The sequence below is a fragment of the Rhizobium etli 8C-3 genome (assembly GCF_001908375.1).
Lineage (GTDB): Bacteria > Pseudomonadota > Alphaproteobacteria > Rhizobiales > Rhizobiaceae > Rhizobium > Rhizobium etli_B.
Genome location: NZ_CP017244.1, coordinates 925054 through 948491 on the forward strand (window position 1 = coordinate 925054; position 23438 = coordinate 948491).

20 protein-coding genes are annotated in these 23438 nt (G+C 60.5%); 4 read left to right on the plus strand and 16 right to left on the minus strand.

The window, feature by feature from the left end:
* Together AM571_RS29320 and AM571_RS29325 are read left to right on the plus strand one after the other, a co-directional pair.
* On the plus strand, nt 1-774 hold the full coding sequence (locus AM571_RS29320) for a thiazole synthase (RefSeq protein WP_074064491.1): 774 nt from the start codon (nt 1-3) through the stop codon (nt 772-774).
* Complete coding sequence (locus AM571_RS29325) at nt 771-1382, plus strand: thiamine phosphate synthase (protein ID WP_074064492.1); 612 nt, start codon at nt 771-773, stop codon at nt 1380-1382. The genes AM571_RS29320 and AM571_RS29325 overlap by 4 nt, the downstream gene beginning before the upstream one ends.
* Nucleotides 1383-1552: 170 nt before the next feature.
* Here AM571_RS29325 and lpdA read toward each other — a convergent pair whose 3' ends face one another.
* The 7 genes from lpdA to AM571_RS29360 form a co-directional block, all read right to left on the minus strand.
* Nucleotides 1553-2950: a dihydrolipoyl dehydrogenase gene (gene lpdA / locus AM571_RS29330; RefSeq protein WP_074064493.1), complete on the minus strand. Its 1398-nt coding sequence runs from the start codon at nt 2948-2950 to the stop codon at nt 1553-1555.
* Between the two features lie 5 nt (nt 2951-2955).
* On the minus strand, nt 2956-4215 hold the full coding sequence (locus tag AM571_RS29335; protein ID WP_074064494.1) for a dihydrolipoamide acetyltransferase family protein: 1260 nt from the start codon (nt 4213-4215) through the stop codon (nt 2956-2958).
* A gap of 3 nt (nt 4216-4218) precedes the next feature.
* A complete protein-coding gene (locus AM571_RS29340) occupies nt 4219-5232 on the minus strand; it encodes an alpha-ketoacid dehydrogenase subunit beta (RefSeq protein WP_074064495.1) in 1014 nt (337 codons plus the stop codon).
* A 1-nt stretch (nt 5233) separates the two neighbouring features.
* Nucleotides 5234-6466: a 3-methyl-2-oxobutanoate dehydrogenase (2-methylpropanoyl-transferring) subunit alpha gene (locus tag AM571_RS29345; protein ID WP_074064496.1), complete on the minus strand. Its 1233-nt coding sequence runs from the start codon at nt 6464-6466 to the stop codon at nt 5234-5236.
* Nucleotides 6467-6531: 65 nt separating this feature from the next.
* Complete coding sequence (locus AM571_RS29350) at nt 6532-7659, minus strand: acyl-CoA dehydrogenase family protein (protein ID WP_074064497.1); 1128 nt, start codon at nt 7657-7659, stop codon at nt 6532-6534.
* 11 nt (nt 7660-7670) lie between these two features.
* Complete coding sequence (locus AM571_RS29355) at nt 7671-8858, minus strand: acetyl-CoA C-acyltransferase (protein ID WP_074064498.1); 1188 nt, start codon at nt 8856-8858, stop codon at nt 7671-7673.
* Nucleotides 8859-8878: 20 nt separating this feature from the next.
* Nucleotides 8879-9646, minus strand: coding sequence for a 3-hydroxyacyl-CoA dehydrogenase (locus tag AM571_RS29360; RefSeq protein ID WP_074064499.1), 768 nt, complete (start codon nt 9644-9646; stop codon nt 8879-8881).
* Nucleotides 9647-9790: 144 nt separating this feature from the next.
* On the opposite strand from AM571_RS29360, the gene AM571_RS29365 reads away from it, so the two are divergent.
* Nucleotides 9791-10804 (plus strand): AraC family transcriptional regulator, encoded by a 1014-nt coding sequence (locus tag AM571_RS29365; RefSeq protein WP_074064500.1) that lies wholly within the window; start codon nt 9791-9793, stop codon nt 10802-10804.
* A gap of 21 nt (nt 10805-10825) precedes the next feature.
* Here AM571_RS29365 and AM571_RS29370 read toward each other — a convergent pair whose 3' ends face one another.
* The 9 genes from AM571_RS29370 to AM571_RS29410 form a co-directional block, all read right to left on the minus strand.
* A complete protein-coding gene (locus tag AM571_RS29370) occupies nt 10826-12088 on the minus strand; it encodes a glycerate kinase type-2 family protein (RefSeq protein ID WP_074064501.1) in 1263 nt (420 codons plus the stop codon).
* A 515-nt stretch (nt 12089-12603) separates the two neighbouring features.
* Nucleotides 12604-13656: a sn-glycerol-3-phosphate import ATP-binding protein UgpC gene (locus AM571_RS29375; RefSeq protein ID WP_074064502.1), complete on the minus strand. Its 1053-nt coding sequence runs from the start codon at nt 13654-13656 to the stop codon at nt 12604-12606.
* Nucleotides 13656-14504: a sn-glycerol-3-phosphate ABC transporter permease UgpE gene (gene ugpE / locus AM571_RS29380; RefSeq protein WP_074064503.1), complete on the minus strand. Its 849-nt coding sequence runs from the start codon at nt 14502-14504 to the stop codon at nt 13656-13658. The genes AM571_RS29375 and ugpE overlap by 1 nt, the downstream gene beginning before the upstream one ends.
* A gap of 9 nt (nt 14505-14513) precedes the next feature.
* The gene (gene ugpA / locus AM571_RS29385; protein ID WP_074064504.1) at nt 14514-15395 is read right to left on the minus strand and encodes a sn-glycerol-3-phosphate ABC transporter permease UgpA; all 882 of its coding nucleotides are present in this window, start codon (nt 15393-15395) and stop codon (nt 14514-14516) included.
* A gap of 64 nt (nt 15396-15459) precedes the next feature.
* The gene (ugpB, locus tag AM571_RS29390; protein ID WP_074064505.1) at nt 15460-16770 is read right to left on the minus strand and encodes a sn-glycerol-3-phosphate ABC transporter substrate-binding protein UgpB; all 1311 of its coding nucleotides are present in this window, start codon (nt 16768-16770) and stop codon (nt 15460-15462) included.
* 184 nt (nt 16771-16954) lie between these two features.
* A complete protein-coding gene (locus tag AM571_RS29395; protein WP_074064506.1) occupies nt 16955-17752 on the minus strand; it encodes an inositol monophosphatase family protein in 798 nt (265 codons plus the stop codon).
* A gap of 26 nt (nt 17753-17778) precedes the next feature.
* Complete coding sequence (locus tag AM571_RS29400; RefSeq protein ID WP_074064507.1) at nt 17779-18840, minus strand: ABC transporter ATP-binding protein; 1062 nt, start codon at nt 18838-18840, stop codon at nt 17779-17781.
* A complete protein-coding gene (locus AM571_RS29405) occupies nt 18837-21080 on the minus strand; it encodes an ABC transporter permease (protein WP_074065650.1) in 2244 nt (747 codons plus the stop codon). Before AM571_RS29405 ends, AM571_RS29400 begins: the two co-directional genes overlap by 4 nt.
* A 79-nt stretch (nt 21081-21159) precedes the next feature.
* Complete coding sequence (locus tag AM571_RS29410) at nt 21160-22188, minus strand: ABC transporter substrate-binding protein (RefSeq protein WP_074064508.1); 1029 nt, start codon at nt 22186-22188, stop codon at nt 21160-21162.
* Nucleotides 22189-22373: 185 nt separating this feature from the next.
* Here AM571_RS29410 and AM571_RS29415 point away from each other — a divergent pair, with 185 nt between their 5' ends.
* Nucleotides 22374-23381, plus strand: a complete 1008-nt coding sequence (locus tag AM571_RS29415; RefSeq protein ID WP_074064509.1) for a substrate-binding domain-containing protein — start codon at nt 22374-22376, stop codon at nt 23379-23381.
* The last annotated feature ends 57 nt before the right edge of the window (nt 23382-23438 follow it).

Consider the following 23438-nt stretch of genomic DNA (forward strand, 5'->3'; position numbering starts at 1 on the left):
ATGCTTACGCTTTATGGAGCCGAAATTGCCTCGCGCCTTCTTCTCGGAACGGCCCGCTATCCCTCACCGGCAATCTTGACCGAAGCCGTCCAGCGATCTCAGACTGCAATCGTCACCGTTTCCTTGCGCCGTGAAACCGCCGGCGGCCGCAACGGTGGTGCATTCTTCGACATGATCCGCTCGCTCGGCGTACGTGTGCTGCCCAATACGGCCGGCTGCCATGGCGTCTCCGAAGCGGTGCTGACGGCCAAGATGGCGCGCGAGGTGTTTCAGACCAGCTGGATCAAGCTTGAGGTGATCGGCAATCACGATACGCTGCAGCCCGATGTCTTTGGGCTGGTCGAAGCCGCGCGTATCCTCTCGGGTGAGGGCTTCGAAGTCTTCCCCTACACGACCGATGATCTTGTCGTGGCGGAACGCTTGCTGGAAGCGGGGTGCAAGGTTTTGATGCCCTGGTGCGCGCCGATCGGTAGCGCCGCCGGGCCGCTCAATCTCTCGGCCCTTCGGGCGATGCGCGCGCACTTTCCCGAGGTGCCGCTGATCGTCGATGCCGGCATCGGCAGGCCCTCGCATGCAGCAACCGTCATGGAACTCGGCTTCGATGCGGTTCTTCTCAACACCGCGGTGGCTGGCGCCGGCGATCCTGTCTCCATGGCCGAGGCTTTCGCCAGGGCGGTCGCGGCCGGCCATCAGGCGTTCGGTGCCGGCATGCTGGAGCCGCGCGAGATGGCCGTGCCCTCGACACCGGTGATCGGTAGGGCGGTCTTTGCATGAGGCTCGATCCCTTCTATCTGATTGTCGACAGTGCACAGTGGATCGCCCGCTTGGTCCCGCTTGGCGTCAAGCTGGTTCAACTCCGCATCAAGGACCGGACGGAGGCGGAAATCCGTGCTGATATCCGCAACGCAAAGACGATCTGCTCTGCAAATGGATGCCAGCTGATCATCAACGACTACTGGCAACTGGCGATCGAGGAGGGATGCGATTTCCTCCATCTGGGACAGGAGGATCTGGCCGGAGCGGATCTTCGAGCGATTCGGAAGGCCGGTCTGAAGCTCGGGCTCTCCACCCATGACGGTGCCGAGCTGGAGACAGCGCTCGCCGCAAAGCCGGACTATGTCGCGCTCGGTCCAGTCTATGCGACAATCCTGAAGCAGATGAAATGGGCGCCGCAAGGGCTGGAACGGCTCAGCGAATGGAAAACACGCATCGCCGGCCTGCCGCTTGTCGCCATCGGCGGGCTGAATGTCGATCGCATCGACGGCGTCTTTGCCCATGGCGCAGACAGCGCGGCCGTTGTGACCGACATCACGCTGAACAGCGATCCAGAGGCAAGAACCAGACAGTGGCTTAAGGCCACCGCCAGATGGAGAATCTCATAGATGTCATGATCGGGACGACTTTACCAAAAGCCGCGAGAAACGCACATGACGTCTGCTGAAAACCACTCTTGCCGTGCTCATAGGACGCGCGGAAATGGAAGATGCAAGAACTGGGCTCTGACATTGGCGCGCTAACCCGACCATCGCAATCTACGGACTGCAACTGCGCGTCAGATGTGCAATGCATGGCCAAGTGCCTTAAGGGCTGCTTCCTGGATGGCTTCGCTGCGGGTCGGATGGGCATGGATCGTACCGGAAATATCCTCCAGGCGCTCGCCCATCTCCATGGCATGTGCGAAGGTGGCCGAAAGCTCCGAAACCCCGGCGCCGACGGCCTGAAGGCCGAGGACAAGATTTGTGTCGGCTCGTGCCACGACGCGCACGAAGCCTTCGTCCGAATGCATCGTCATGGCGCGGCCGTTGGCGCTGAAGGGAAACTGGCCGACGCGGATCTCATAGCCCTGAGCACGGGCCTCGCCGGGGGAAAGACCCGCCGTCACGATCTCGGGGTCCGTGAAGCAAACCGCCGGAATGCAGCGCTTGTCCCAGGCCCGCTTCCGGCCGGCCACAATCTCGGCCACCATTTCGCCCTGCGCCATGGCGCGGTGGGCAAGCATCGGCTCGCCGGTGACGTCGCCGATCGCATATATGCCGCGCATCGACGTGCGGCAGCGCTCGTCGATGCGCAGATAAGGCCCTGAACGATCTAGATCGAGCTCTTCCAGCCCCGATCCTGCGGTTTTCGGTTTGCGTCCGACGGTGACCAGGATGCGGTCGGCCGGCAGCTGCTGTTCCTGACTGTCCGCCGTCTCGACAAAGAGTGCATTTCCCTCGCCAGAGAGACCCTTGGCTTTTGCACCGGTCAGCACGTGAATGCCGAGTTCTCCGAGCTTGCGCAACACAGGGCGCACGAGATCGGCATCATATTGCGGCAGGATCTGCGGCATCGCTTCGACAACGGTTACCTCGGAGCCCATCTTGGCAAAGGCGGTGCCGAGCTCGAGGCCGATATAGCCGCCGCCGACAACCACAAGCCTCTCCGGCAGATCCTTAAGCGACAGGGCCTCGGTTGAGGATATGACGCGGCCACCGAAGGGAAGACCTGCAAGCTCGACCGGCTCCGAGCCGGTGGCGATGACCACGGTGTCGGCGCGAATGATCTGCGCGCCGGTTTCCGTCTCCACCTCCACGGTCTTGCCGTCGCGAAAAGCCGCGCGTCCGTGGACGATCTTGACATTCGCCTTATGAAGCAGCGTTGAGACACCGCTGGTGAGCCTGCCAACGATACCATCCTTCCAACCGATGGTTTTCGCCAGGTCGATGGCAGCGTCCCCCACACGGATGCCGATCGGGCTCCTTCCGGCAGCCATACGGCGGACTGCGGCGAACTCTTCTGCCGCATGAATGAGCGCCTTGGACGGAATGCAGCCGACATTCAGGCAGGTTCCGCCCGGTTTGCTTTCCTCCACGATGACGGTGTCGATGCCGAGCTGGCCCGCCCGGATGGCGCAGACATAGCCTCCAGGACCGGCGCCGATGACGAGGAGCTTGCAGACGATCTCTTTCATAAAACTCAGCTTTCGATGAAAATGAGTGCCGGCGTTTCGAGAAGAACCCGGACGCGCTGGACGAAGGTGGCAGCATCCCATCCATCTATGATGCGATGGTCGAAGCTTGAGGAGAGGTTCATCATCTTGCGCGGCACGAACTGCGTGCCGTCCCAGACCGGACGGATGGCGATCTTGTTGACGCCGATGATGGCGACTTCGGGATGATTGATCACAGGCGTCGAGACGATGCCGCCGAGCGCGCCGAGCGAACTGATGGTGATCGTCGAGCCGCCGAGCTCATCACGCGTCGCTGAACCCGTGCGCGCCGCCTCCGCAAGCCGGTTCATCTCGCTGGCGCAATCAAAGATGCCGCGCGCCTCTGCATGTCGCACGACAGGTACCACCAACCCGGCGGGCGTCTGCGCGGCAATGCCGATGTGGACGGCCGCATGACGGGTGAGTACGCCTGTGTGATCGTCGAAGGTGGCGTTGAGGTTTGGCTGTCCGGCAACCGCCTTGACGATCGCCCGCATCAGGAAAGGCAGGACGGTAAGCTTCGGCTGTTCCGGCCTGCGATCCCGGTTCATGGTGGCTCTCAGTTCCTCCAGAGCCGTCATGTCGATCTCCTCGACATAGGTGATGTGGGGAATGCGGGAGGCCGACAGCGACATCTTCTCGGCAATGCGCCGGCGAAGGCCGGTAAGCTTGATCTCTTCCGTGGCAGTCTTTCTTCCTGGAACCGTTTGCGCCGGGAATGAGGCCCCGCCGCGGGCGAGAAACTGGTCGATATCCTCGCGCAGGATACGGCCCGCAGGACCGCTTCCCGTCACCTGCCTGAGATCGACGCCGTTTTCCCGGGCAAGGAGCCGGACGGCAGGGGAGGCGAGCGGCCTTTCGGCGGGCATCGCAGCAACTGCACGAGGCGCAATACCGGCTTTTGGTACCGTTGCCTTTGCGAGGTCTAATGCAGGCAACAGTGGCTCAGGAGCTTTCGCGGGTGGTACAGCCGCAGGGATTTCGGTCTTCCTCTCGCCGCCTTCACCGGCCGTTTCGATGCGCACCAGCGGCGCCTTTACGGCGATCCGGTCGCCGATCTCTGCACCGAGCCAGACGACGGTGCCGGTAACGGGAGAAGGGATTTCGACCGTCGCCTTATCGGTCATGACGGCGGCGATCACCATGTCCTCGCGCACGGGGTCACCGGCCTTCACGTGCCATTCGACAAGCTCAGCCTCGGCCACGCCTTCGCCGACATCGGGCATCTTGATCGTGAACTCACCCATGGCTTACGCCTCCATGACTTCTGCAAGTGCCCGCCCGACACGCGCAGGCCCGGGGAAATAGTCCCATTCCTGTGCGTGCGGATAGGGCGTGTCCCAACCGGCGATACGCATGACCGGCGCTTCCAGATGGTAGAAACAATGCTCCTGCACGAGCGACACCACTTCGGCGCCAAAGCCGGACGTAAGCGTTGCCTCATGGACGACGACGCAGCGGCCGGTCTTCGTGACCGACTGTACGATGGTATCGAGATCGAGGGGCAGGAGGCTCCGCAAGTCGATGACTTCGGCATCGATGCCGGCATCTTCCGCAGCTGCAAGCGCCACATGCACCATGGTACCATAGGCGATGACGGTCACGGCTGATCCCAACCGCCTGATCTCGGCCTTGCCGATCGGGACGGTATAATGTCCCTCAGGTACTTCGCCGAGGTCATGCTTCGACCAGGGAGTAACAGGGCGCTCATGATGACCGTCGAAGGGACCGTTGTAGAGCCGCTTCGGCTCCAGGAACATCACCGGGTCCGGATCCTCAATGGAAGAGATGAGCAGGCCCTTGGCATCAAAAGGATTGGAAGGCACGACAACCTTCAGGCCGCAGACATGGGTAAAGAGCGCCTCCGGGCTCTGGCTGTGCGTCTGACCGCCGAAGATACCGCCGCCGGTTGGCATACGCAGCACGATCGGGCAGGTGAAATCGCCGTTCGAGCGGTAACGGATGCGGGCGGCCTCCTGAGTGATCTGGTCATAGGCAGGATACATGTAATCGGCAAATTGGATTTCGACGCACGGCTTTAGCCCGTAGGCCGCCATGCCGATCGCCGTTCCGACGATGCCCGATTCACTGATCGGCGTATCGAAACAGCGGGTCTTGCCGTATTTTGCCTGAAGCCCTTGCGTGCAGCGGAAAACACCGCCGAAGTAACCGACGTCCTCGCCGAACACCACGACGCTGTCGTCGCGGGCCATTGATACGTCCATGGCACTGCGCACGGCCTCGATCATCGTCATTCTGGCCATCTCAGTAACCCGCTTTCTGCCGCTGGCGGCGAATATGCGGCGGCATCTCGGCATAGACGCCCTCGAAGATGTCGCGCACGGAGGGCCTGCCGCCCGCATGCAGTGTGCCGTGCTGCTCTGCCTTTCTCTGCGCCTCGATGACCTCGTCGATGATCTCGGCCTCCGCCTGAAGATGACGTTCTTCGGACCAGACGCCCCTGACGATCAGATGCTTCTTCAGGCGAAGAACCGGATCGCCAAGCGGCCAGGCCTCAGACTCGGTCTTCGGACGATAAGCGCTTGGATCGTCAGACGTCGAATGGGCGCCGACGCGATAGGTCACATATTCGATCAGCGTCGGGCCGAGGTTCCGCCTGGCGCGCTCGGCTGCCCAGCAGGCAACGGCATGGACGGCGAGATAGTCGTTGCCGTCGACACGCAGCGCCGGGATCCCGAAGCCGAGACCGCGGGCAGCGAAAGTACCGGAGCCGCCGCGGGCGATGCCCTGGAACGTCGAGATCGCCCATTGATTGTTGACGATATTGAGGATCACCGGAGCTTTGTACGTGGAGGCGAAAACCAACGCGGAGTGAAAGTCGGATTCGGCTGTCGAGCCATCGCCGATCCAGCCGGCGGCGATCTTGCTGTCGTTCTTGATGGCGGACGCCATCGCCCAGCCGACTGCCTGAACATATTGCGTGGCGAGATTTCCGGAGATCGTGAAGAAACCGTGGTCTTTCGAGGAATACATGATCGGCAGCTGCCGGCCGTGCAGCGGGTCGCTCTCATTCGAGTAGATCTGGTTCATCATCTCGACCATCGGGTAGTCGTCGGCGATCAACAGTCCCGCCTGGCGATAGGTCGGAAAGTTCATATCGCCCTTGCGCAACGCCTTGCGGAAGGCGCAGCTGACGGCTTCCTCCCCGAGATGCTGCATGTAGAAGGATGTCTTTCCCTGGCGTTGCGCCATCAGCATGCGGGCGTCGAAGGCCCTGAGCTTCATCATGTGGCGAAGGCCGGTAAGTAGTTCGTCGTCAGAAAGCATGCCCGACCACGGGCCGACTGCCTCACCGTCGCGATTAAGTACGCGGATGATCGAATAGGCGAGCTCGCGGATGTCCTCTGACGCGACATCCACTTCAGGTCGCGGTACCGCGCCTGCCTTGGCGATCTTGACGTTGGAAAAATCAGGCTGGCCGCCCGGACGGACGGCGGGCTCGGGGACGTGCAAGCTCAGTTGAGCGAATTCCGTCATATGGTCTCATTCCTCCCTTTGCCGCCCGCTCCTCTCCTCCAGGAAGCGACGGCTCATCCTTGGTGTTACAGATTGCGCGCAATCACCATGCGCTGCACATCGCTCGTTCCCTCATAAATCTGACAGATGCGGACATCCCGGTAGATCCGCTCGACCGGATAATCGGCCATATAGCCGTAGCCGCCATGAATCTGGATCGCGTCGGAACAGACCCGCTCTGCCATTTCGGAGGCAAAGAGCTTCGCCATCGACGCTTCCGAAAGACAGGGCAGGCCGCCTTCGCGCAATGCCGCTGCATGGAGGACGAGCTGGCGCGCGGCCTCGATCTGGGTCGCCATGTCGGCAAGGCGGAAGGCGACGGCCTGGTGCTCGATGATCGGTTTGCCAAAAGCGACACGCTCGCGCGCGTAGTCGCGCGCCGCCTCATAGGCCGCCCGTGCCATGCCAACCGCCTGCGCGGCAATGCCGATCCGCCCGCCTTCGAGGTTGGCAAGCGCAATGCGGTAACCTTCCCCCTCCGCACCGAGCCTTTGTTCGGCGGGGATGCGCATGCCGTTGAAGGCGATCTGGCAGGTATCGGTCGAATGGAGGCCAAGCTTTTCTTCGACACGGATGACTTCGTAACCGGGTGTATCGGTCGGCACGATGAAGGCGGTGATGCCCTTCTTTCCGGCATCAGGATCGGTGACTGCGAAGACGATGATCACTTGGCCATTCTTGCCCGACGTGATGAACTGCTTGGCGCCGTCGAGCACATAATGATCGCCGTTGCGGCGCGCGCGGCTGCGCAGGTTTGAGGCATCCGAGCCTGCCTGGGCCTCGGTCAGTGCGAAACCTCCGATCCATTCGCCACTCGCAAGCCTCGGCAAGAAATGCTGCTTCTGTTCTTCATTGCCGAATTTCAGGATCGGCACGCAGGCGACCGAGCTATGGACGCTCATGATGGTCGAGCACGGCCCGTCGCCGGCGGCGATCTCTTCGAGCGCGGCAGCATAGGCAATAGTGCCGGTGTCGGAGCCTCCAAAGGCTTCCGGAACGAGCATGCCGAGCAGGCCGAGCTCGCCCATTTCCTTCAGTTCCTCGCGGGGGAAGGCGTGATTCCGGTCGCGGGCGGCTGCGCCAGGCGCCAGGCGCTCGCGGGCGAAATCGCGCGCGAGATCGCGAATTTGCTGCTGCAGGTCGGAAAGAATCATCGCTTCCTCCCTTAGTGCCGTTCGAGGGCGACTGCAGTTGCCTCGCCGCCGCCGATGCAAAGTGCGGCCATGCCGCGCTTCAGGTCGTATCGCTTAAGAGCCGCAAGCAGCGTGACAATGATGCGTGCTCCCGATGCACCGATCGGATGGCCGAGCGCACAGGCGCCACCATGCACGTTGACCTTGTCGTGCGGCAGATGGAGGTCGCGCATCGCAGCCATGGCGACGACGGCGAAAGCCTCATTGATTTCGAAAAGATCGACTGTATCAAACGACCAGCCGGCGCGATCGGAAAGCTTCTCAAGAGCACCGACCGGCGCCGTTGCAAAGAGATTGGGGGCCTGCGAATGGGTAGCCTGGGCAGTGATCGTGGCAAGCGGCTGCAATCCGCGGCGTTCGGCCTCCGAGCGGCGCATGAGGACGAGGGCGGCCGCACCATCGGAAATCGAGCTTGAATTGGCAGCGGTCACCGTCCCGCCGTCGCGGAAGGCAGGCTTCAAGGCCGGAATCTTTTCAAGTTTTGCCTTGCCCGGCTGTTCGTCATGGGCAACCGTCAGTTCGCCTTTGCCGGTCTTGATGGTCACCGGTGTGATCTCTTCATCGAAATAGCCGGCCTCGATCGCCTTTTGCGCCCGCGTCAGCGAGGCGATCGCATAATTATCCTGTGCGGCGCGTGTGAATTGATAGGCCTCGGCGCAGTCTTCCGCGAAAGTGCCCATCAAACGTCCCTTGTCGTAAGCATCCTCAAGCCCGTCGAGGAACATATGATCGACAACGCGCCCGTGGCCGAGCCGGTAGCCGCTACGTGCCCGATCGAGGAGATAGGGCGCATTCGTCATGCTTTCCATGCCGCCGGCGACGGTGATCGAGGCATTTCCTGCGGCAATGAGGTCATGAGCAATCATCGTCGCTTTCATACCGGAGCCGCACATCTTGTTAACGGTGCTGGCGCCGGTCGAAAAGGCAAGGCCAGCGCCGATGGCCGCCTGCCTCGCCGGCGCCTGGCCCTGGCCGGCCGGCAGCACGCATCCGAACACCACTTCATCAACGGTCCCGGCCTCGACGCGGCTGCGTTCAAGTGCGGCCCGGATTGCGGCGGCTCCGAGCGCGGGCGCCGTAGCATCCTTGAGCTCGCCCTGAAATCCGCCGATCGGGGTGCGTGCCGAGCCGACAATCACGACAGGATCCTGCAATGGCATTTTCTCCTCCCTGACGGCGCCTAACGCGCGCCCATCCGCAATGCGCCGTCGAGGCGAATGACCTCGCCGTTTAGCATGCTGTTTTCACATATATGGCGCACCAGAGCGGCGAATTCAGCGGGCCGGCCGAGCCGCGGCGGGAAGGGCACGCTCCTGCCGAGTGATTCGCGAACCTCAAACGGCATGCCTGCCATCATCGGTGTTTCGAAGATGCCGGGAGCAATTGACACGACGCGAATACCGTGGCGGGCAAGCTCGCGGGCAATTGGCAGCGTCATGGCGGCCACACCACCTTTGGAGGCGGAATAAGCCGCCTGGCCGATCTGGCCGTCGAAGGCTGCGACCGAGGCGGTATTGATGATGACGCCACGCTCGCCTTCGCCATCCGGCTCCTGTTCTTGAATGGCGCAGGCGGCTAGGCGGGTCATGTTGAAGGTGCCGATCAGATTGATGGCGATCGCGTGTGAAAAGCTTTCGAGCCGATGCGGTCCATCACGTCCAATGACCTTTTCGGCCGGGGCAACGCCGGCGCAGTTGACGAGCCCGCGCAGGCCACCGAAGATATCAAGCGCAGCGGCGACAACGCGCGCACCATCTTGCTCGCTCGTTACGTCGGCACACAAGTATGAAACCTCTCCGCCGAGCTCTGCGGCGACCATTTCACCAGCCTTTTCATTGAGATCAGCAATGACGACGCGCGCCCCGTCTTCGACCAGCATCCGCACGGTTGCTGCGCCGAGACCGGATCCGCCGCCGGTGACGATGAAGGTTCCTCCACGAATCAGCATGGCTCATCTCCCACAGCCAGTCCCTTCTCCCCTCATGGAGAGCCCAGCCAGAATAGCACGGACTTTATGTCGTCCCACTATTGCAAGCGATGACAGAGTTGTTTCATATTTCTGGACAATTTTACCATAGTGAGAGGTAAGGCGATGCCTGAACTCGAAAGGCGCATGATTGCACCGGGATTCGTCCAAGAGGCACTCGAAAGCCTGCGCCGCATGGGAAAACCAACTGCCCCGCTCATTGCTGCGCTCGGACTGCCTCGAGGTGTCAACCAGCCGATATCGGCCGAGCGCTACGGTGCATTGTGGCTTGCGATTGCCGCCGAGCTCAATGATGAGTTCTTCGGAATGGGCGGTAGGCCGATGCGCAGCGGAAGCTTCACCCTGCTCTGCCACTGCGTGCTGCATGCACGAAGCCTCGGCCAGGCGTTACGTCGGGCACTGCGCTTCCTCAATGTCGTCCTGGAGGATCCGCACGGCGAACTCGTCGCCCGCGACGGCCTGGCCGAGATCACGCTTGCAGACGCCGGCGGACCTCGCTCGGCTTTCGCCTATCGCACCTACTGGATCATTCTGCACGGCATCACGTGCTGGCTAGTGGGTCGCCGGATCCCCATCCGGCTCGTCGATTTCCGCTGTGATGAGCCGAAACAGGGAGCCGATTACCGGCTTTTCTTCGGTGCCCCCGTCGCATTCTCTCAACCCATCAGCCGGCTGGGGTTCGACAGCGCCATGCTGGACCTGCCGGTTTCGCGGACCGAGCAGGCACTGAAACAGTTCCTGCGTGGCGCACCGGCAAACATCCTCGTGCGCTATCGCTACGATGCCGGACTTGCTTCCAGTGTCCGGCGACGCCTGAGCAGCCTGCCACCGGCTGCCTGGTCGAATTTCGCCGATCTTGCAGCCGACATGCGCATGCCGGTATCCACCCTGCGTCATCGCCTGAGTGACGAAGGGCAGAACTATGCCGGCATCAAAGATGACATCCGCCGCGATATGGCCGTCGATATGCTGCTCAATAGTCCGAAGACGATCGGCGACATCGCAACACAACTCGGCTATTCGGAACCCAGCGCATTTTTCCGGGCCTTCCGCAAATGGATGTCGACGAGCCCGGATGCGTTCCGCCGGGAAAGCAGGAAAGTGGCGCCGACAATGTAGACGACGGCGCCCGGCCCGCCATCAGCGAACCAGGATCGCCCTGAAATCGTTGACATTGGTGCCTGTCGGGCCGGTCTCGAAGAGGTCGCCGATAGCCTGGAAGGCCGAATAGCTGTCATTGCCATCAAGAAGGCGGCGTGGATCGAGACCGCTTTCGCGCAGGCGCCTGACGGAGGTGCCGTCGGCAAATGCGCCGGCGTTGTCTTCCGAGCCGTCGATGCCGTCGGTGTCTGCTGCCAGGAGATGGATGTCGTATCCGTCGATTGCAAGTGCGGCGGAAAGCGCAAATTCGCCGTTGCGCCCGCCTTTGCCACCTCTGGCCCGCAGTGTCACGGTCGTCTCGCCGCCTGAAAGAATGACGGAAGGCTTTTCGAACGGTCGGTTGCGGCCAAGCACCTCACGGGCTATTGCCGCGTGCACCAGTGCAACGTCACGGGATTCGCCCTCGATCGAATCCGACAGGATTACCGGGGTGATGCCACTGGACTTTGCCAGTTGAGCGGCGGCCTCGAGCGACACACTGGCCGAAGCGATGATGTGATGTTCGTGTCCGGCAAAGATCGGATCGTCCGGAAAGGGCGCATCTGCGGCGGGGGAGGCCAGGTGATCGAGCGCTGCCTTCGGAAGCCGCAGGCCATATTGCCGGACGATTTCGATCGCGTCATGCCTCGTGGAGAAATCAGGAACGGTGGGTCCTGAGGCGACATGGGCGGGATTGTCGCCGGGAATATCCGAAACGATCAAGCTGACGAGGCGCGCTTTCGTGGCTGCCGCGAGCCGCCCTCCCTTGATGGTGGATAAGTGCTTGCGCACGACGTTCATCGCCGAGATCGGCGCGCCTGACGCCAGCAGCATCTCGTTGAGCGCGATCTCATCTTCGAGCGACAGGCCTTCGGGCGGCGCCGGCAGAAGCGCCGAACCGCCGCCGCACATCAGCGCGATCACCAGATCGTCCGCCGTCAGGTCCTTCAGTGCTTCGACCAATCGTTTCGATGCCGCAAGACCGGCGACATCCGGCACGGGATGGGCGGCTTCGATGATCTCGATCCTTCTGGTTTCGCAGCCATAGCCATAGCGCGTCACGACAACGCCATCGAGCGGGGTGTCCCAGACGCTTTCGAGCGCGCGAGCCATTTGTGCTGCTCCCTTGCCCGCGCCGATCACCACCGTTCGACCTTTTGGCTTCGCAGGCAGATGCGCCTTGATGCCCGACAAGGGATCGGCTGCACGGACAGCGGCGTGGAACAGCGATGTCAAAAAGGTGCGGGGGGATAAAACAGCCACAATTAAATCTTTCGAATCTGCATTGCAGGACGCGTCTACTCACCGGCATATCCTCAAGCTGCAACTTCCAAGAGTTTGGCCGCTTAGGCAAGGCAGGCTCGGCCGATTTTGTGTATTCGCGATAACGGATCGATCGCATGCTCCCCATTGTCCCCATCTTGGGAGGTCGCATGACCTCGCGAGCAACGCCGTTCGTGCCGGCTTTATCTTGCTGCCGGCAAAAGTATCCGAGACCGCGTGAAGGTTCCCCAAAGCAGCGCTGACACCTATGTCACTGAGCCGTTCAGTTCGATGGCTGATCGCACAGATCGAGGCTCGGCTAAGGCACTGTCGCACTCAAGGGCACTGATCTCATGCAGGCCGGTTTCATCAGGGCCGAGCAGGCGTTGTTTCAGGCGGTCGCTATTGCGACAAGCTGGAATCCAGGTCAACGGGAGCCGAGATGAATGCTGCGGCGCCAAGCCAAGGCAATGACGTTGTTTGCGACTGCAAGCGAGCTCCTGCAACCGGGCGCTCTACCAAGTCATGCGTCTGCCACCATCGTCGAAGAGGTGAAGGCTTTCGGCAGCCGCGCAGACCGACACGGCTTCGTCAATGGCGATCCGGGACCGGCCGGGAACCCGGAAGACGATCGGCTGACCGTTTGAAAGCCAAGCGTGGACATAGCTTTCGGCACCAACGAGTTCGACGGCGCCAACCCGCGCGTCAGCCCTGAAAGCATCCGCTCTGCCATCTTGCCAAATGTAAAGGTCCTCCGGTCGGACCCCAAGCGTGACGGCGCCGGCGGGCAGGGCGATACTGGGTGACAGCAAGAAGCCTCTGCTGTCACCCGACCGGTCCCAGAGGTTCATGGCGGGGGAGCCGATAAAGGTTGCAACGAAGGTCGTGGCCGGCTTCTCGTAAAGCTCGATTGGTGTACCGATCTGATCAATCTGGCCACCGTTCAACACCACAAGACGATCGGCCAGCGTCATCGCCTCCATCTGGTCATGCGTCACGTAGACGCTTGTTGTCGCCAGCGAACGCTGCAGGCGCTTGATCTCGACGCGCATCTGGACGCGCAGTTTGGCATCGAGGTTCGACAGCGGTTCGTCAAACAGGAAGGCAGCCGGTTCTCGCACGATTGCGCGCCCCATCGCCACACGCTGACGCTGCCCGCCCGACAACTGCCTCGGTTTGCGCTCGAGAAACGCCTCGATCTCGAGCGCCCTTGCAGCCTTTTCGATGCGGCGCTCGATTTCGTCCTTCGGTGTCTTGCGGTTTTTCAGGCCGTAAGCAAGGTTCTGCCTGACCGTCATATGCGGGTAAAGTGCGTAGTTCTGGAAGACCATGGCGATGTCGCGCTCGGATGGCTCCAGCCGATTGACGACGCGATCGCCAATGGCAATTTGGCCCGATGTGATACCTTCGAGACCGGCGATCATGCGCAGCAACGTGGATTTGCCGCAGCCGGAGGGGCCGACGAGCACGACGAACTCGCCGTCTGCGATTTCCATCGAGACCCCCTTGATGGCTTCGATACCGCCGCCATAGGTCTTGCGAACATCCTTCAGATTGATCTTGGCCATTACTTCTCCGTTTCCACAAGACCTTTTACGAACCAGCGCTGCATGAGCACGACGACGAGAATGGGCGGAATGATTGCAAGGATCGCCGTCACCATCACGTAGTTCCAGGGGGTTGCCGCATCGGCGAAATCCATCATCTTTCGAAGAGCGATGATGATGGTATTCATCTTCGCGTCATTGGTGACAAGCAAGGGCCAGAGATATTGGGTCCAGCCATAGATGAAGAGGATCACGAAGAGCGCTGCGATATTCGTTTTCGACAAAGGTAGCAGTATATCGCGCATGAAGAGGAACGGGCCGGCGCTGTCGATGCGCGCCGCCTCCAGTAATTCTCCCGGGATTGTCAGGAAGAACTGACGGAACAGAAATGTCGCCGTGGCAGATGCCATCAGCGGCAGTGTCAATCCTGCGTAGGTGTCGATCATGCCCAGGTCGACGATCACCTTATAGGTTGGAAGGATACGGACCTCGACTGGCAACATCAAGGTGATGAAGATCATCCAGAAGAAGGCCATGCGAAATGGAAAACGGAAGAAAACGATCGCGAAAGCCGAGAGAAAGGAGATCAGGATTTTTCCGACCGCTATCAGGACCGCGACGACAAATGTGTTGAACAGCAGGCGTTCGAGGCTCACTCCGACGACCTGCTCAACACCGCCTGAAAGTGCTGAGGTGTAGTTGTCCATGAAATGATCGCCGGGCAACAGCGAGATGGGCGGCCTGATGATTTCCGCCGACGTCATGGTCGAGGCGACGAACGTGTAATAGATCGGGAATGCGACGATGATGATGCCGATAATCAGCATCAGGTGGCCGATAAGATTGGCGAGAGGGCGCTTTTCAATCATCGCCGCATCTCACGCATAGTGCACGCGCTTCTCGACGAAGCGGAACTGAAAAGCGGTCAGGGCAATGACGATGATCATCAAGATGACGGATTGGGCCGCCGACGAGCCGAGATTGAGGTTCACGAAACCGTCATTATAGACCTTGTAGACGAGCGTTTCTGTGGCCTTGGCGGGACCACCGCCGGTGACTGCATGGATGATGCCGAACGTATCGAAGAAGGCGTAGACGGTGTTGACGACGAGCAGGAAGAAAGTCGTCGGTGCCAAAAGCGGGAAAACGATCGTCCAGAAGCGCCGGTTGCCGCGCGCTCCGTCAATTGCCGCAGCCTCGATCAGCGATTTCGGAATGGCTTGCAGGCCGGCGACGAAGAACAGGAAGTTGTAGCTGATCTGCTTCCACGCAGCCGCCATGACAACAAGCATCATTGCTTGATTGCCGTTGAGCAGCGGATCCCACATGAAGCCGTTGCGCCGCAGAAGATAGGCAAACGTGCCCATTGCCGGATTGAACATGAAGAGCCAGAGCATGCCGGCCACGGCGGGTGCCACTGCATAGGGCCAAATCAGCAGCGTGCGGTAAAAGGTCTTTCCACGCACGACTTTATCGGCGGCCGTTGCGAGCGCCAAAGCCATGACCATCGACAGCAGTGCCGTCAGTACGCTGAAGAGGATCGTGACCTGCAGAGAATGCAGGTAGTTGGGATCTGCAAAGACGTCGCGGAAATTTGCAAGGCCGACGAAACCGCTCTTCAAGCCAAAGGGATCCTCGCGCTGTATCGACTGGTAGAGCGCCTGGCTTGCCGGCCAGAAGAAGAAAACAACGGTCAGAATAATTTGCGGTGCAAGCAGGAAATAGGGAAGAATCTTGTTTGGAAAAACAACGCGCTGCACGGAGAACTCCTTGGCGTGAAGGAACGCCCGCAGCCTCGGGCCGCGGGCGCGAAACACTGGACCACTACTGGCTAACGGCCTGCTTGATGGCAGCGTTGCCGCGTTCGACAGCCTTGTCGAGTGCCGCCTTTGCATCCTGTTTTCCAGCAAGCATGGCCTCGAATTCCTCATTCATGATGTCACGGACCTGCGGCAAATTCGGGAGGCGCACCCCCTTGGAATTTTCGGTCGGTGTCTTTCCCATCATCTGCAGGATTGGCGTTTGCCGCCCCGGGTTCTTGTCGTAGAAATCCGACTTCTTCGTTTCCTCGTAAGCGGCCATCGTGACCGGCATGTAGCCGGAAACCTGATGCAGCCGCGCCTGGACTTTTGTCTGCGACAGGAAGTGGAAGAACTCGGCAATACCCTTGTATTCAGCGTCGCTCTTACCGGCAAAGACCCAGAGACTGGCCCCGCCGGGAATCGTGTTCTGTGGCCGACCTTCGCCTTCATAATACGGCAATTGACCGATGCCGTAGTTCATGCCGGATTTGACGATATCGCCGAGACCGCCTGACGATTCAGTCATGATGCCGCATTCACCGGAGGTGAAGAGCTGTTTGGCTTCGGAGGTGCGCCCGCCGTAGCGGAACGTGCCATCCTTGGCGAGGTCGGCGATCGCCTGAAAATGCTGGACGAAAAGCGGGCTGTTGAAGGCGAGCGTCACGTCGGTCCCGCCAAGGCCGTTTTCATTTGATCCGTAGGATACGTTGTTCCAGGCTGCGAAGTTCTCAGTCTGGATCCATGTGAGCCAGGTGGATGTCAAGCCGCAGGGGGATGCGCCGCTCGCCTTGATCTTTTTGGCGGCCTCAAACACGTCCGGCCACGTCTTCGGCGGAGTTTCTGGATCCAGGCCGGCTTTCTTGAAGGTATCCTTGTTGTAGTAGAGGATCGGCGAGGAAGAATTGTAGGGAAAGGACAACATCGTGCCATCGGGCTTCGAATAATAGGCGACGATACCTGGAAGATATTCCGACTTGTCGAAGCTGTAGCCGCCCTTTTCGAGCACCTGGGCGGCGGGCATGATCGCGCCTTCGGCCCCCATCATAACGCCGCTACCAGCATCGAACACCTGAAGAATTGCGGGCGCCTGCTTGGCGCGGAACGCGGCGATGCCGGCATTTAGGGTCTCGGGATAGCTGCCCTTGAAGACTGGAACGATCTTATAGTCCGCCTGGCTTGCGTTGAATTCCTTTGAAATCTGTTCGACGACCTCATTGTTTGCGCCAGACATGGCGTGCCACCACTGCAGCTCAGTGAGTGCAAACGCTTGCGATGCTGCGCCAAGCGAAACGGCGATCGCCGCTGTCGATAAGAGACCTGTACGAATGGACATTAGTTCCTCCCTGTTTGTTGGGTGGAGCCGGCAAGCCGGCATCCAAATATTCCACGGACGATCCTCCTCGACCTCCCGTGGAAATCCTGTTCAACGGCAATCCTGAAAGACGAAATGCCGGTGTTGCTGGAAGCGCGTTCGGCGCAACTTAGCGCAGCCCCTTGCTCTGTCCAGCATGTGCCTTTCATAAGCCTGCCACCTGTCGCAGATCCTTGATGGCCCCGGGGGCAGCGGCAAGGACCGGTGCGCCTTTCGTCAGCCCTTCGCCCTCCGTGGGGAAGGCTTGATACCAGCCGCCGGCTTCCTTCACCAGACAATAGCCCGCAAGGCAGTCCCAGGCGTGCATGTAAGGTTCGTAATAGCCGACCAGACGGCCTGCCGCGACATAGGCGAGCATCAGGGCGCCCGAGCCGTTCCGGATAAAGTTGCCACCCGCAGTGAGCAGGCTTTCAACCATTTTGCCCACGAAAGCTGGCGTCACATAGTTGTTCGCGCCGATGCCCGTTACGCTGTTGCGGATGGTGCGCGTGGGGTCGAGCCGAAGCGTCTTGCCGTTCAATGTTGCGCCGAGCCCGAGTGCGGCCGCATAAAGCTCGTCGTGGCATGGTGCGCAGATCACACCGACGACAGGAACGCCCTCATGCAACAGAGCAATCGAAATGCACCAGTTCGGCATGCCGTTGACGAAGGGGCTGGTGCCGTCGATGGGATCGACGACCCATGTGTAGCCGGACGTGCCGGCTTCGAGCCCATATTCCTCTCCGAGCACGCCATCGTCGGGATAGGCTTCGTTGAAGCGGCCGCGGATCAGATTTTCGACCTCCCGGTCGGCGATCGAAACGACATCTTGCGGATCGCGCTTGGTTTCAATTACCAGCGTCTCGCGGTGCTTGAAGTAATCGAGCGCCATAGCGCCGGCTTCGCGGGCTACGGCTTCGGCAAGCGCGAGCCGGGCTTCGAGGCGTGCTACATGCGATGTCATGGAATCTTCCCTTGATGAAACGCGGCTCAGCCGCCGATGATGGCAATCCCGCGATCCTTGAAGCTGATCTCAACCTCCGTCAAAGGCTGTAGTGCTCTTTCCACCGCAGGATCGACGACGAAAAGCATGCCGTTGCGCGTTTTCACTTCGTATTCCACACGGTCGCCAAGATAGGCTGCATGAGTGACCTGTCCGCTGAAAGCGCCGCCGTTTCGCGCCGACAGCGTAATGGCGTTCGGGCGCACCGCGAGCTGAGCCGGTCCGGGGCGGACATTGCGGCCGGGGACGCGATGCAAGAGACCCTCGACATTGATCGTCGCTTCTCCGCCTTCGGTACCGATGACATCACAGGCCACGACGTTTGCCTCGCCCATGAAATCTGCAATGAACGCCGATACCGGCTGATCGTAGAGATCGCGCGGCGCTCCCTTCTGTGCGACTTCCCCGTCCTTCATGACGATGATCTGATCAGAGACCGCAAGCGCCTCGTCCTGATCATGGGTAACGTAGACGGCGGTGAAGCCAAGCCGCTGCTGCAAGTCGCGGATCTCCGTTCTCACTCGGCGGCGAAGCCGGGCATCGAGATTCGACAGCGGCTCGTCGAGGAGCAGCACCTGTGGTTCGAGCACCAGCGCGCGGGCAACGGCAACCCGCTGCTGTTGGCCTCCGGACAGTTCGGCAGGAAGGCGCTGGCCCATCCCGGCGAGACCGACGAGCGTCAGGCCGTCTTCGGCGCGCTCGCGGGCCTCCTTGCGCCTCAACCCGGAGGATTCGAGGCCATAAGCGACGTTGTCGAGTGCCGTCATGTGCGGAAAGAGCGCATAGGACTGAAAAACCATCGAGACGTCGCGCTCATTGGCCGGAAGCATCGTCACATCCTTGCCGCCGATAAGGATGCGGCCCGCCGAAGGATGTTCAAGACCTGCCAGCATGCGCAATGTCGTCGTCTTTCCGCAGCCCGAAGGACCAAGCAGCGTCACCAGCGTACCGGGCTCGATCGTCAGCGACAGGTCGGATATAGCAGTGAAGGCGCCGAAGGTCTTGCGGACGTTCTCAAAGACGACGGAACCGGGTGTGTTGACGCTCATGCGGTTTTCTCCTGGCCAATCGGGGCGGCAGCAGCAGCGGCGGTCGTGACGGCAAGACCAACGCGATTTTCGCGTCGGAGCCGCCGTTCGCCGACCATGAACTGGAATCCCGCGATGACGGCGACCATGACGACGATCAGCGCGGAAGAATAGGCGATGGCAACGCCGTATTCCCCGTTTTCCACGAGGCCGACGATATAGGACGTCGCCATGTTGTATTGTGCGCTGACGAGGAAAACCACGGCACTGATCGAGGTGATCGCGCGCACGAAGGAATAGACGAGAGCGGCGGTGATGGCTGGTCGCAGCAACGGCAGGATGATCTTACGGATCGTGCGAAAACTGTCGGCGCCCAGCGTCAGCGAGGCTTCATCGAGGCTCTTGTCCAACTGGCTCATGGCGGCTACGCCACCGCGTACGCCAACCGGCATATTGCGGAAAACGAAGCAGGCGACGAGGATCAGCGCCGTGCCGGTCATTTCGAGCGGGGGCAGGTTGAAGGCCATGATGTAGCTGATACCGATGACGGTGCCGGGGATTGCAAAGCTCACCATCAGCGCGAATTCGAAGAGATTCCGCCCTGCGAATCTCTGCCGCACGATAAGATAGGCGGTCAAAAGGCCGACGACAGCGGTGAGCGGGGCGGAGATCAGGGCGATTTCCATTGTTGTCCAGAACGAACTCCAGGCAACCCCCGTCCATGCCAGTCCACCGTCGTCCCGCAACCCTATTGAGAAGGCGCGGATGTAGTGTTCCAATGTCAGCGTGTTGTCGAGGCCCCAGGTGCGCACGAAACCGCCGAAAAGGATCATCGCATAGACGACGATCGTAAAGATCATCCAGGGGATGACGATTGCATGGATGGCGATTGAAAGGCCATACGGCAGCGCGATGTGTCGGCCAGAATCGCCCTTGCCGGTTACCGTCGCAAAATTCTTGCCCGACAGCCAGAAACGCTGGGCCAGGAACGCCGAAAGCGTGAAGCCGAGCAGGACCATGGCAAGGACCGCGGCGCGCGACGGGTCGTTTTGCGAGCCGACGACGGCAAAGAAGATTTCAGTCGACAGCACGCCATGGCTGCCGCCGAGCACGAGTGGATTGCCGAAATCTGCCATGCTCTCGATGAAACCGATCAAGAACGCATTCGCCAGCCCCGGCTTCATCAGTGGCAGCGAGATACGCCAGAAGGTCCGCCAACGATCCGCCCGCAGCGTCTGTGATGCCTCCTCCATCGACGGGCTGACGCCTTCGACGACGCCGATGAGAACAAGAAAGGAGATCGGCGTGAAGGAGAGCACCTGGGCGATCCAGATGCCCGTCAGGCCATAGAGCCAGCGGCCGGGCTCAAGGCCGAGCAAGGAGGAGACGAACTGCGTTGCAACGCCCGAGCGACCGAAAAGCAAGGTGAGCGCAAGGCCGACCACGAAAGGCGGCGTGATGATCGGCAGGATCGTCAGCAGCCGAAGGCCCTTCTTCAACGGAAAGCGTGTGCGGGTTGCGACGAGGGCAAAGCAGAGCCCCAGTGTCGTTGAGCCTGCCGCCGTCATGATTGCGAGCCACAAGGTGCGCCAGGCGACACCGCAGTGCCCGCCGCCGGCGATGCAGCCCAGGCTCCAGACGGACGGATCCTGAATATTGCTGACGAAGCCGTCCGGATTGAAGGAGCCGTCGAGATCCTGGAATGCGCCAACAAACATGCTGCCGATCGGATAGAAGACGAAAACTGCAACGAGGAGCACGAGCGTGGCGATGGCACCGGTGACGAAGGCATCACCCTTAAGAAAACCGCGCTCGGCGAGGCCAAAGGCAAAGAGCAGCACGAAAACGAGGCCGATAACAACCGCACCGGCTCCCATGGAGGGCTGGCCGACTGGCAATGCGCCAAGAAGGCTTTCGCTGATCGTCCAGGTCCATCCGGAAAAGCCGATCGCAAGTCCCTGAAGCGCCAGAACCAAAAGGCCGAGGCCACCAGCCCAGGAAAGCAGTGTTCCACGTTGCGCATGATCGGGAAGCAATCGCGCGACCCCGCCAAGCAAGATAGGGAAGACGGCGATTGCGAGCCACCATCGGCCGTGCTGGACGATCTGGAGTATGGCGGGAGCTGCGGAGGCTTCACCTGGAAAGGCAGAGAGCCAGCCAAGACCGAAGAAGCCGCCTTCGATCCGATACCACGGGAGCATCGTCAGGGCGGCGACAGCAAAGACGAGGGCGAGACCAAGCCTGCGATTGTGGTTCTTCATGAAGTCCGCTCCAGGCTCGGCCGTATCGATCCGACAGCCGACGCTTTCGCCGCCGGCCGTCACCTCCCGATCATCGGCTTCAGTTTGCCTTCGCGCCGATTTCCTTGTCCCAACGCGAAAGCAGCGCCTTGCGCTTGTCGGGGTCGCCATAGGCCTTGAAGTCGTAGTCGATCAGCTTGATGTCCTCGAACTTCGGCGATTCCTTCGGAACCGTCGCCGACTTGTTGGACGGCAGCTGGAAGGATTTCGCATCCTTCATCTGGGATTGAACATCGGCAGACAGTGCCCAATCGTACCACTTTTTGGCGTTATCGAGGTTCTTGGCGCCCTTGATGATCGACATGGAGCCGATTTCGTAGCCGGTCCCCTCGCAAGGTGCGACCGATTTGACCGGGAAGCCTTCGACTGTCTGGGCGACCGCATCGTGCATGAACACGACGCCGATCGTCGCTTCGCCGCGAGCGGCTGCCTTGACCGGCGCCGAGCCGGACTTTGTATATTGCGAGATGTTGGCGTTGAGCTTGCCGAGATATTCGAACGCCTTGTCTTCGCCCATAATCTGAACGAGCGTCGCAAGGGCGGTATAGGCAGTGCCCGACGAATTCGGATTTGCGATTTGGATCTCACCCTTGTAGGACGGATCCAGGAGATCTGCCCAGCACTTTGGTTCTTTCAGTCCCTTCTTCTGCAGCATGTCAGTGTTATAGCCCCAGCCGAGCGCGCCAGCATAAACGCCTACCGTCCGGAAATTGGCGCTTTCGGCCTGCTTCTTTGCCCAGTCCTGGAGCTGGTCGAGCAGTGGCGACTTGTATTCTTGCGTCAGCCCTTCGCTTGCGGCCTGGAGATGCGGATCGCCCGTGCCCGCCCACCAGATGTCGGTCTTCGGGTTACGCGCCTCGGCGCGGATTTTCGCATAGGTTTCGCCCGACGACAGCCGAACCATGTTCACTTTGACGTCCGTTCCCTTTTCAAAACGATCCTTCATCATTTCGCAAATGACGACGTCTGCGGAGCAGATGAGGTTGAGGTCGCCAGCAGCGTGGGCCGAATAGGCGCCAAAAGTCACACTCGCGGCAAGCGCTGCCGCGGCAATTTTTACCGAACCCATCATTTCCTCCTGATTATCGCGACGCCTCCACGCCGTTCGCTTTTTGCAAGCGTGTGCAAATGGTGCATGAGACATCAAAGGCTGTCAATTGTATTCTTCACAGTACTGTCGTGATAATCCGCCGCAGGAGAGCTTGCACGCCATTGCAAAGCATAGCAAAATCCGATGAGCGGATGGGAGGAGCTGTGTCGTCCAAGATTTTTGTCAGCGCCGACGAAGTAGCCAAAAGAGCAGGGGTGTCGCGCTCTGCTGTTTCGCGTGCTTTCACGCCCGGCGCGAGCGTGTCGGCTGAGACAAGGCGAAAGGTAATGGAAGCCGCCGACGAGCTCGGCTATCACGTCAACCATCTGGCGCGCGGACTGATGCGCAATGAAAGCGGTATCGTCTGTCTCATCGTTTCAGAGGTCGCCACACCTTATCGCTCGGCCCTGCTGCGGGAATTGACGCAGCAGCTGCAGAGCGTCGGCAAAGTTGCGATGCTGGTGAACACGGACCGCTCGGACGGCAGTGTGGATCGGGCTTTGAGCCAAGCCATTCGCTACCGTGCCGATGCTTCAATCATTCTGTCCGGCTTGCCGGATAAGTCGATCACGCAGCTTTGCCTGAGAAACGGACAAAGGCTCGTCCTGATCAATCGCGACGATGATCAGCCTGGTCCGCTTCGCATCAACCTCGATGATCGCGAAGCCGCGGGACGAGTGGTAACAGCCTTTCTTCGCGCTGGCTGCCGCAAGCTGGCGTTTGCAAACTCCGAAGCAGGCACGCCCAGCCTCATGGCGCGGGAATACGGTTTCGCTGCCGCTGCCAAAGCCCTTGGCCTGGACATCATGGTTGAGCGTTACGGCTGGACCGGATACGAGGCTGGCAAAGTCCTGGCACAGCGAATGTTGACCAGAAAGGACCGCCCCGACGCCGTATTCTGCGCCACCGATCTTCTTGCCTGTGGTTTCATGGACGCCGCTCGCCACCAGTTTTCCATGGCTATTCCAGATCAGCTTTGCGTTGTCGGGTTTGATGATATCGACCAGGCGTCTTGGTCTTCCTACCAGTTGACGACATTCGCGCAGCCCGTCCAGGCCATTGCCGGGCAAGCTGTCGCCTGGCTTGGAAAAAATGACGAAAGCCGGGCTGAGAGCCAATCCCTGATGCTGCATGCCGAATTGGTTTGGCGCGGCTCGGTCAGAGGAGGCTAAAAGAAATTCGCATGAGGAACAGAATGCCTACCACGGCGATTTAACTGAGCAGTGCCA

What these genes read in the sequence shown, in the direction of transcription:
- AM571_RS29320 (WP_074064491.1), top strand. Translation starts at nt 1, where the DNA reads ATGCTTACGCTTTATGGAGCCGAAATTGCCTCGCGCCTTCTTCTCGGA.
- AM571_RS29325 (WP_074064492.1), top strand. Translation starts at nt 771, where the DNA reads ATGAGGCTCGATCCCTTCTATCTGATTGTCGACAGTGCACAGTGGATC.
- lpdA (WP_074064493.1), bottom strand. Translation starts at nt 2,950, where the DNA reads ATGAAAGAGATCGTCTGCAAGCTCCTCGTCATCGGCGCCGGTCCTGGA.
- AM571_RS29335 (WP_074064494.1), bottom strand. Translation starts at nt 4,215, where the DNA reads ATGGGTGAGTTCACGATCAAGATGCCCGATGTCGGCGAAGGCGTGGCC.
- AM571_RS29340 (WP_074064495.1), bottom strand. Translation starts at nt 5,232, where the DNA reads ATGGCCAGAATGACGATGATCGAGGCCGTGCGCAGTGCCATGGACGTA.
- AM571_RS29345 (WP_074064496.1), bottom strand. Translation starts at nt 6,466, where the DNA reads ATGACGGAATTCGCTCAACTGAGCTTGCACGTCCCCGAGCCCGCCGTC.
- AM571_RS29350 (WP_074064497.1), bottom strand. Translation starts at nt 7,659, where the DNA reads ATGATTCTTTCCGACCTGCAGCAGCAAATTCGCGATCTCGCGCGCGAT.
- AM571_RS29355 (WP_074064498.1), bottom strand. Translation starts at nt 8,858, where the DNA reads ATGCCATTGCAGGATCCTGTCGTGATTGTCGGCTCGGCACGCACCCCG.
- AM571_RS29360 (WP_074064499.1), bottom strand. Translation starts at nt 9,646, where the DNA reads ATGCTGATTCGTGGAGGAACCTTCATCGTCACCGGCGGCGGATCCGGT.
- AM571_RS29365 (WP_074064500.1), top strand. Translation starts at nt 9,791, where the DNA reads ATGCCTGAACTCGAAAGGCGCATGATTGCACCGGGATTCGTCCAAGAG.
- AM571_RS29375 (WP_074064502.1), bottom strand. Translation starts at nt 13,656, where the DNA reads ATGGCCAAGATCAATCTGAAGGATGTTCGCAAGACCTATGGCGGCGGT.
- ugpE (WP_074064503.1), bottom strand. Translation starts at nt 14,504, where the DNA reads ATGATTGAAAAGCGCCCTCTCGCCAATCTTATCGGCCACCTGATGCTG.
- ugpB (WP_074064505.1), bottom strand. Translation starts at nt 16,770, where the DNA reads ATGTCCATTCGTACAGGTCTCTTATCGACAGCGGCGATCGCCGTTTCG.
- AM571_RS29395 (WP_074064506.1), bottom strand. Translation starts at nt 17,752, where the DNA reads ATGACATCGCATGTAGCACGCCTCGAAGCCCGGCTCGCGCTTGCCGAA.
- AM571_RS29400 (WP_074064507.1), bottom strand. Translation starts at nt 18,840, where the DNA reads ATGAGCGTCAACACACCCGGTTCCGTCGTCTTTGAGAACGTCCGCAAG.
- AM571_RS29405 (WP_074065650.1), bottom strand. Translation starts at nt 21,080, where the DNA reads ATGAAGAACCACAATCGCAGGCTTGGTCTCGCCCTCGTCTTTGCTGTC.
- AM571_RS29410 (WP_074064508.1), bottom strand. Translation starts at nt 22,188, where the DNA reads ATGGGTTCGGTAAAAATTGCCGCGGCAGCGCTTGCCGCGAGTGTGACT.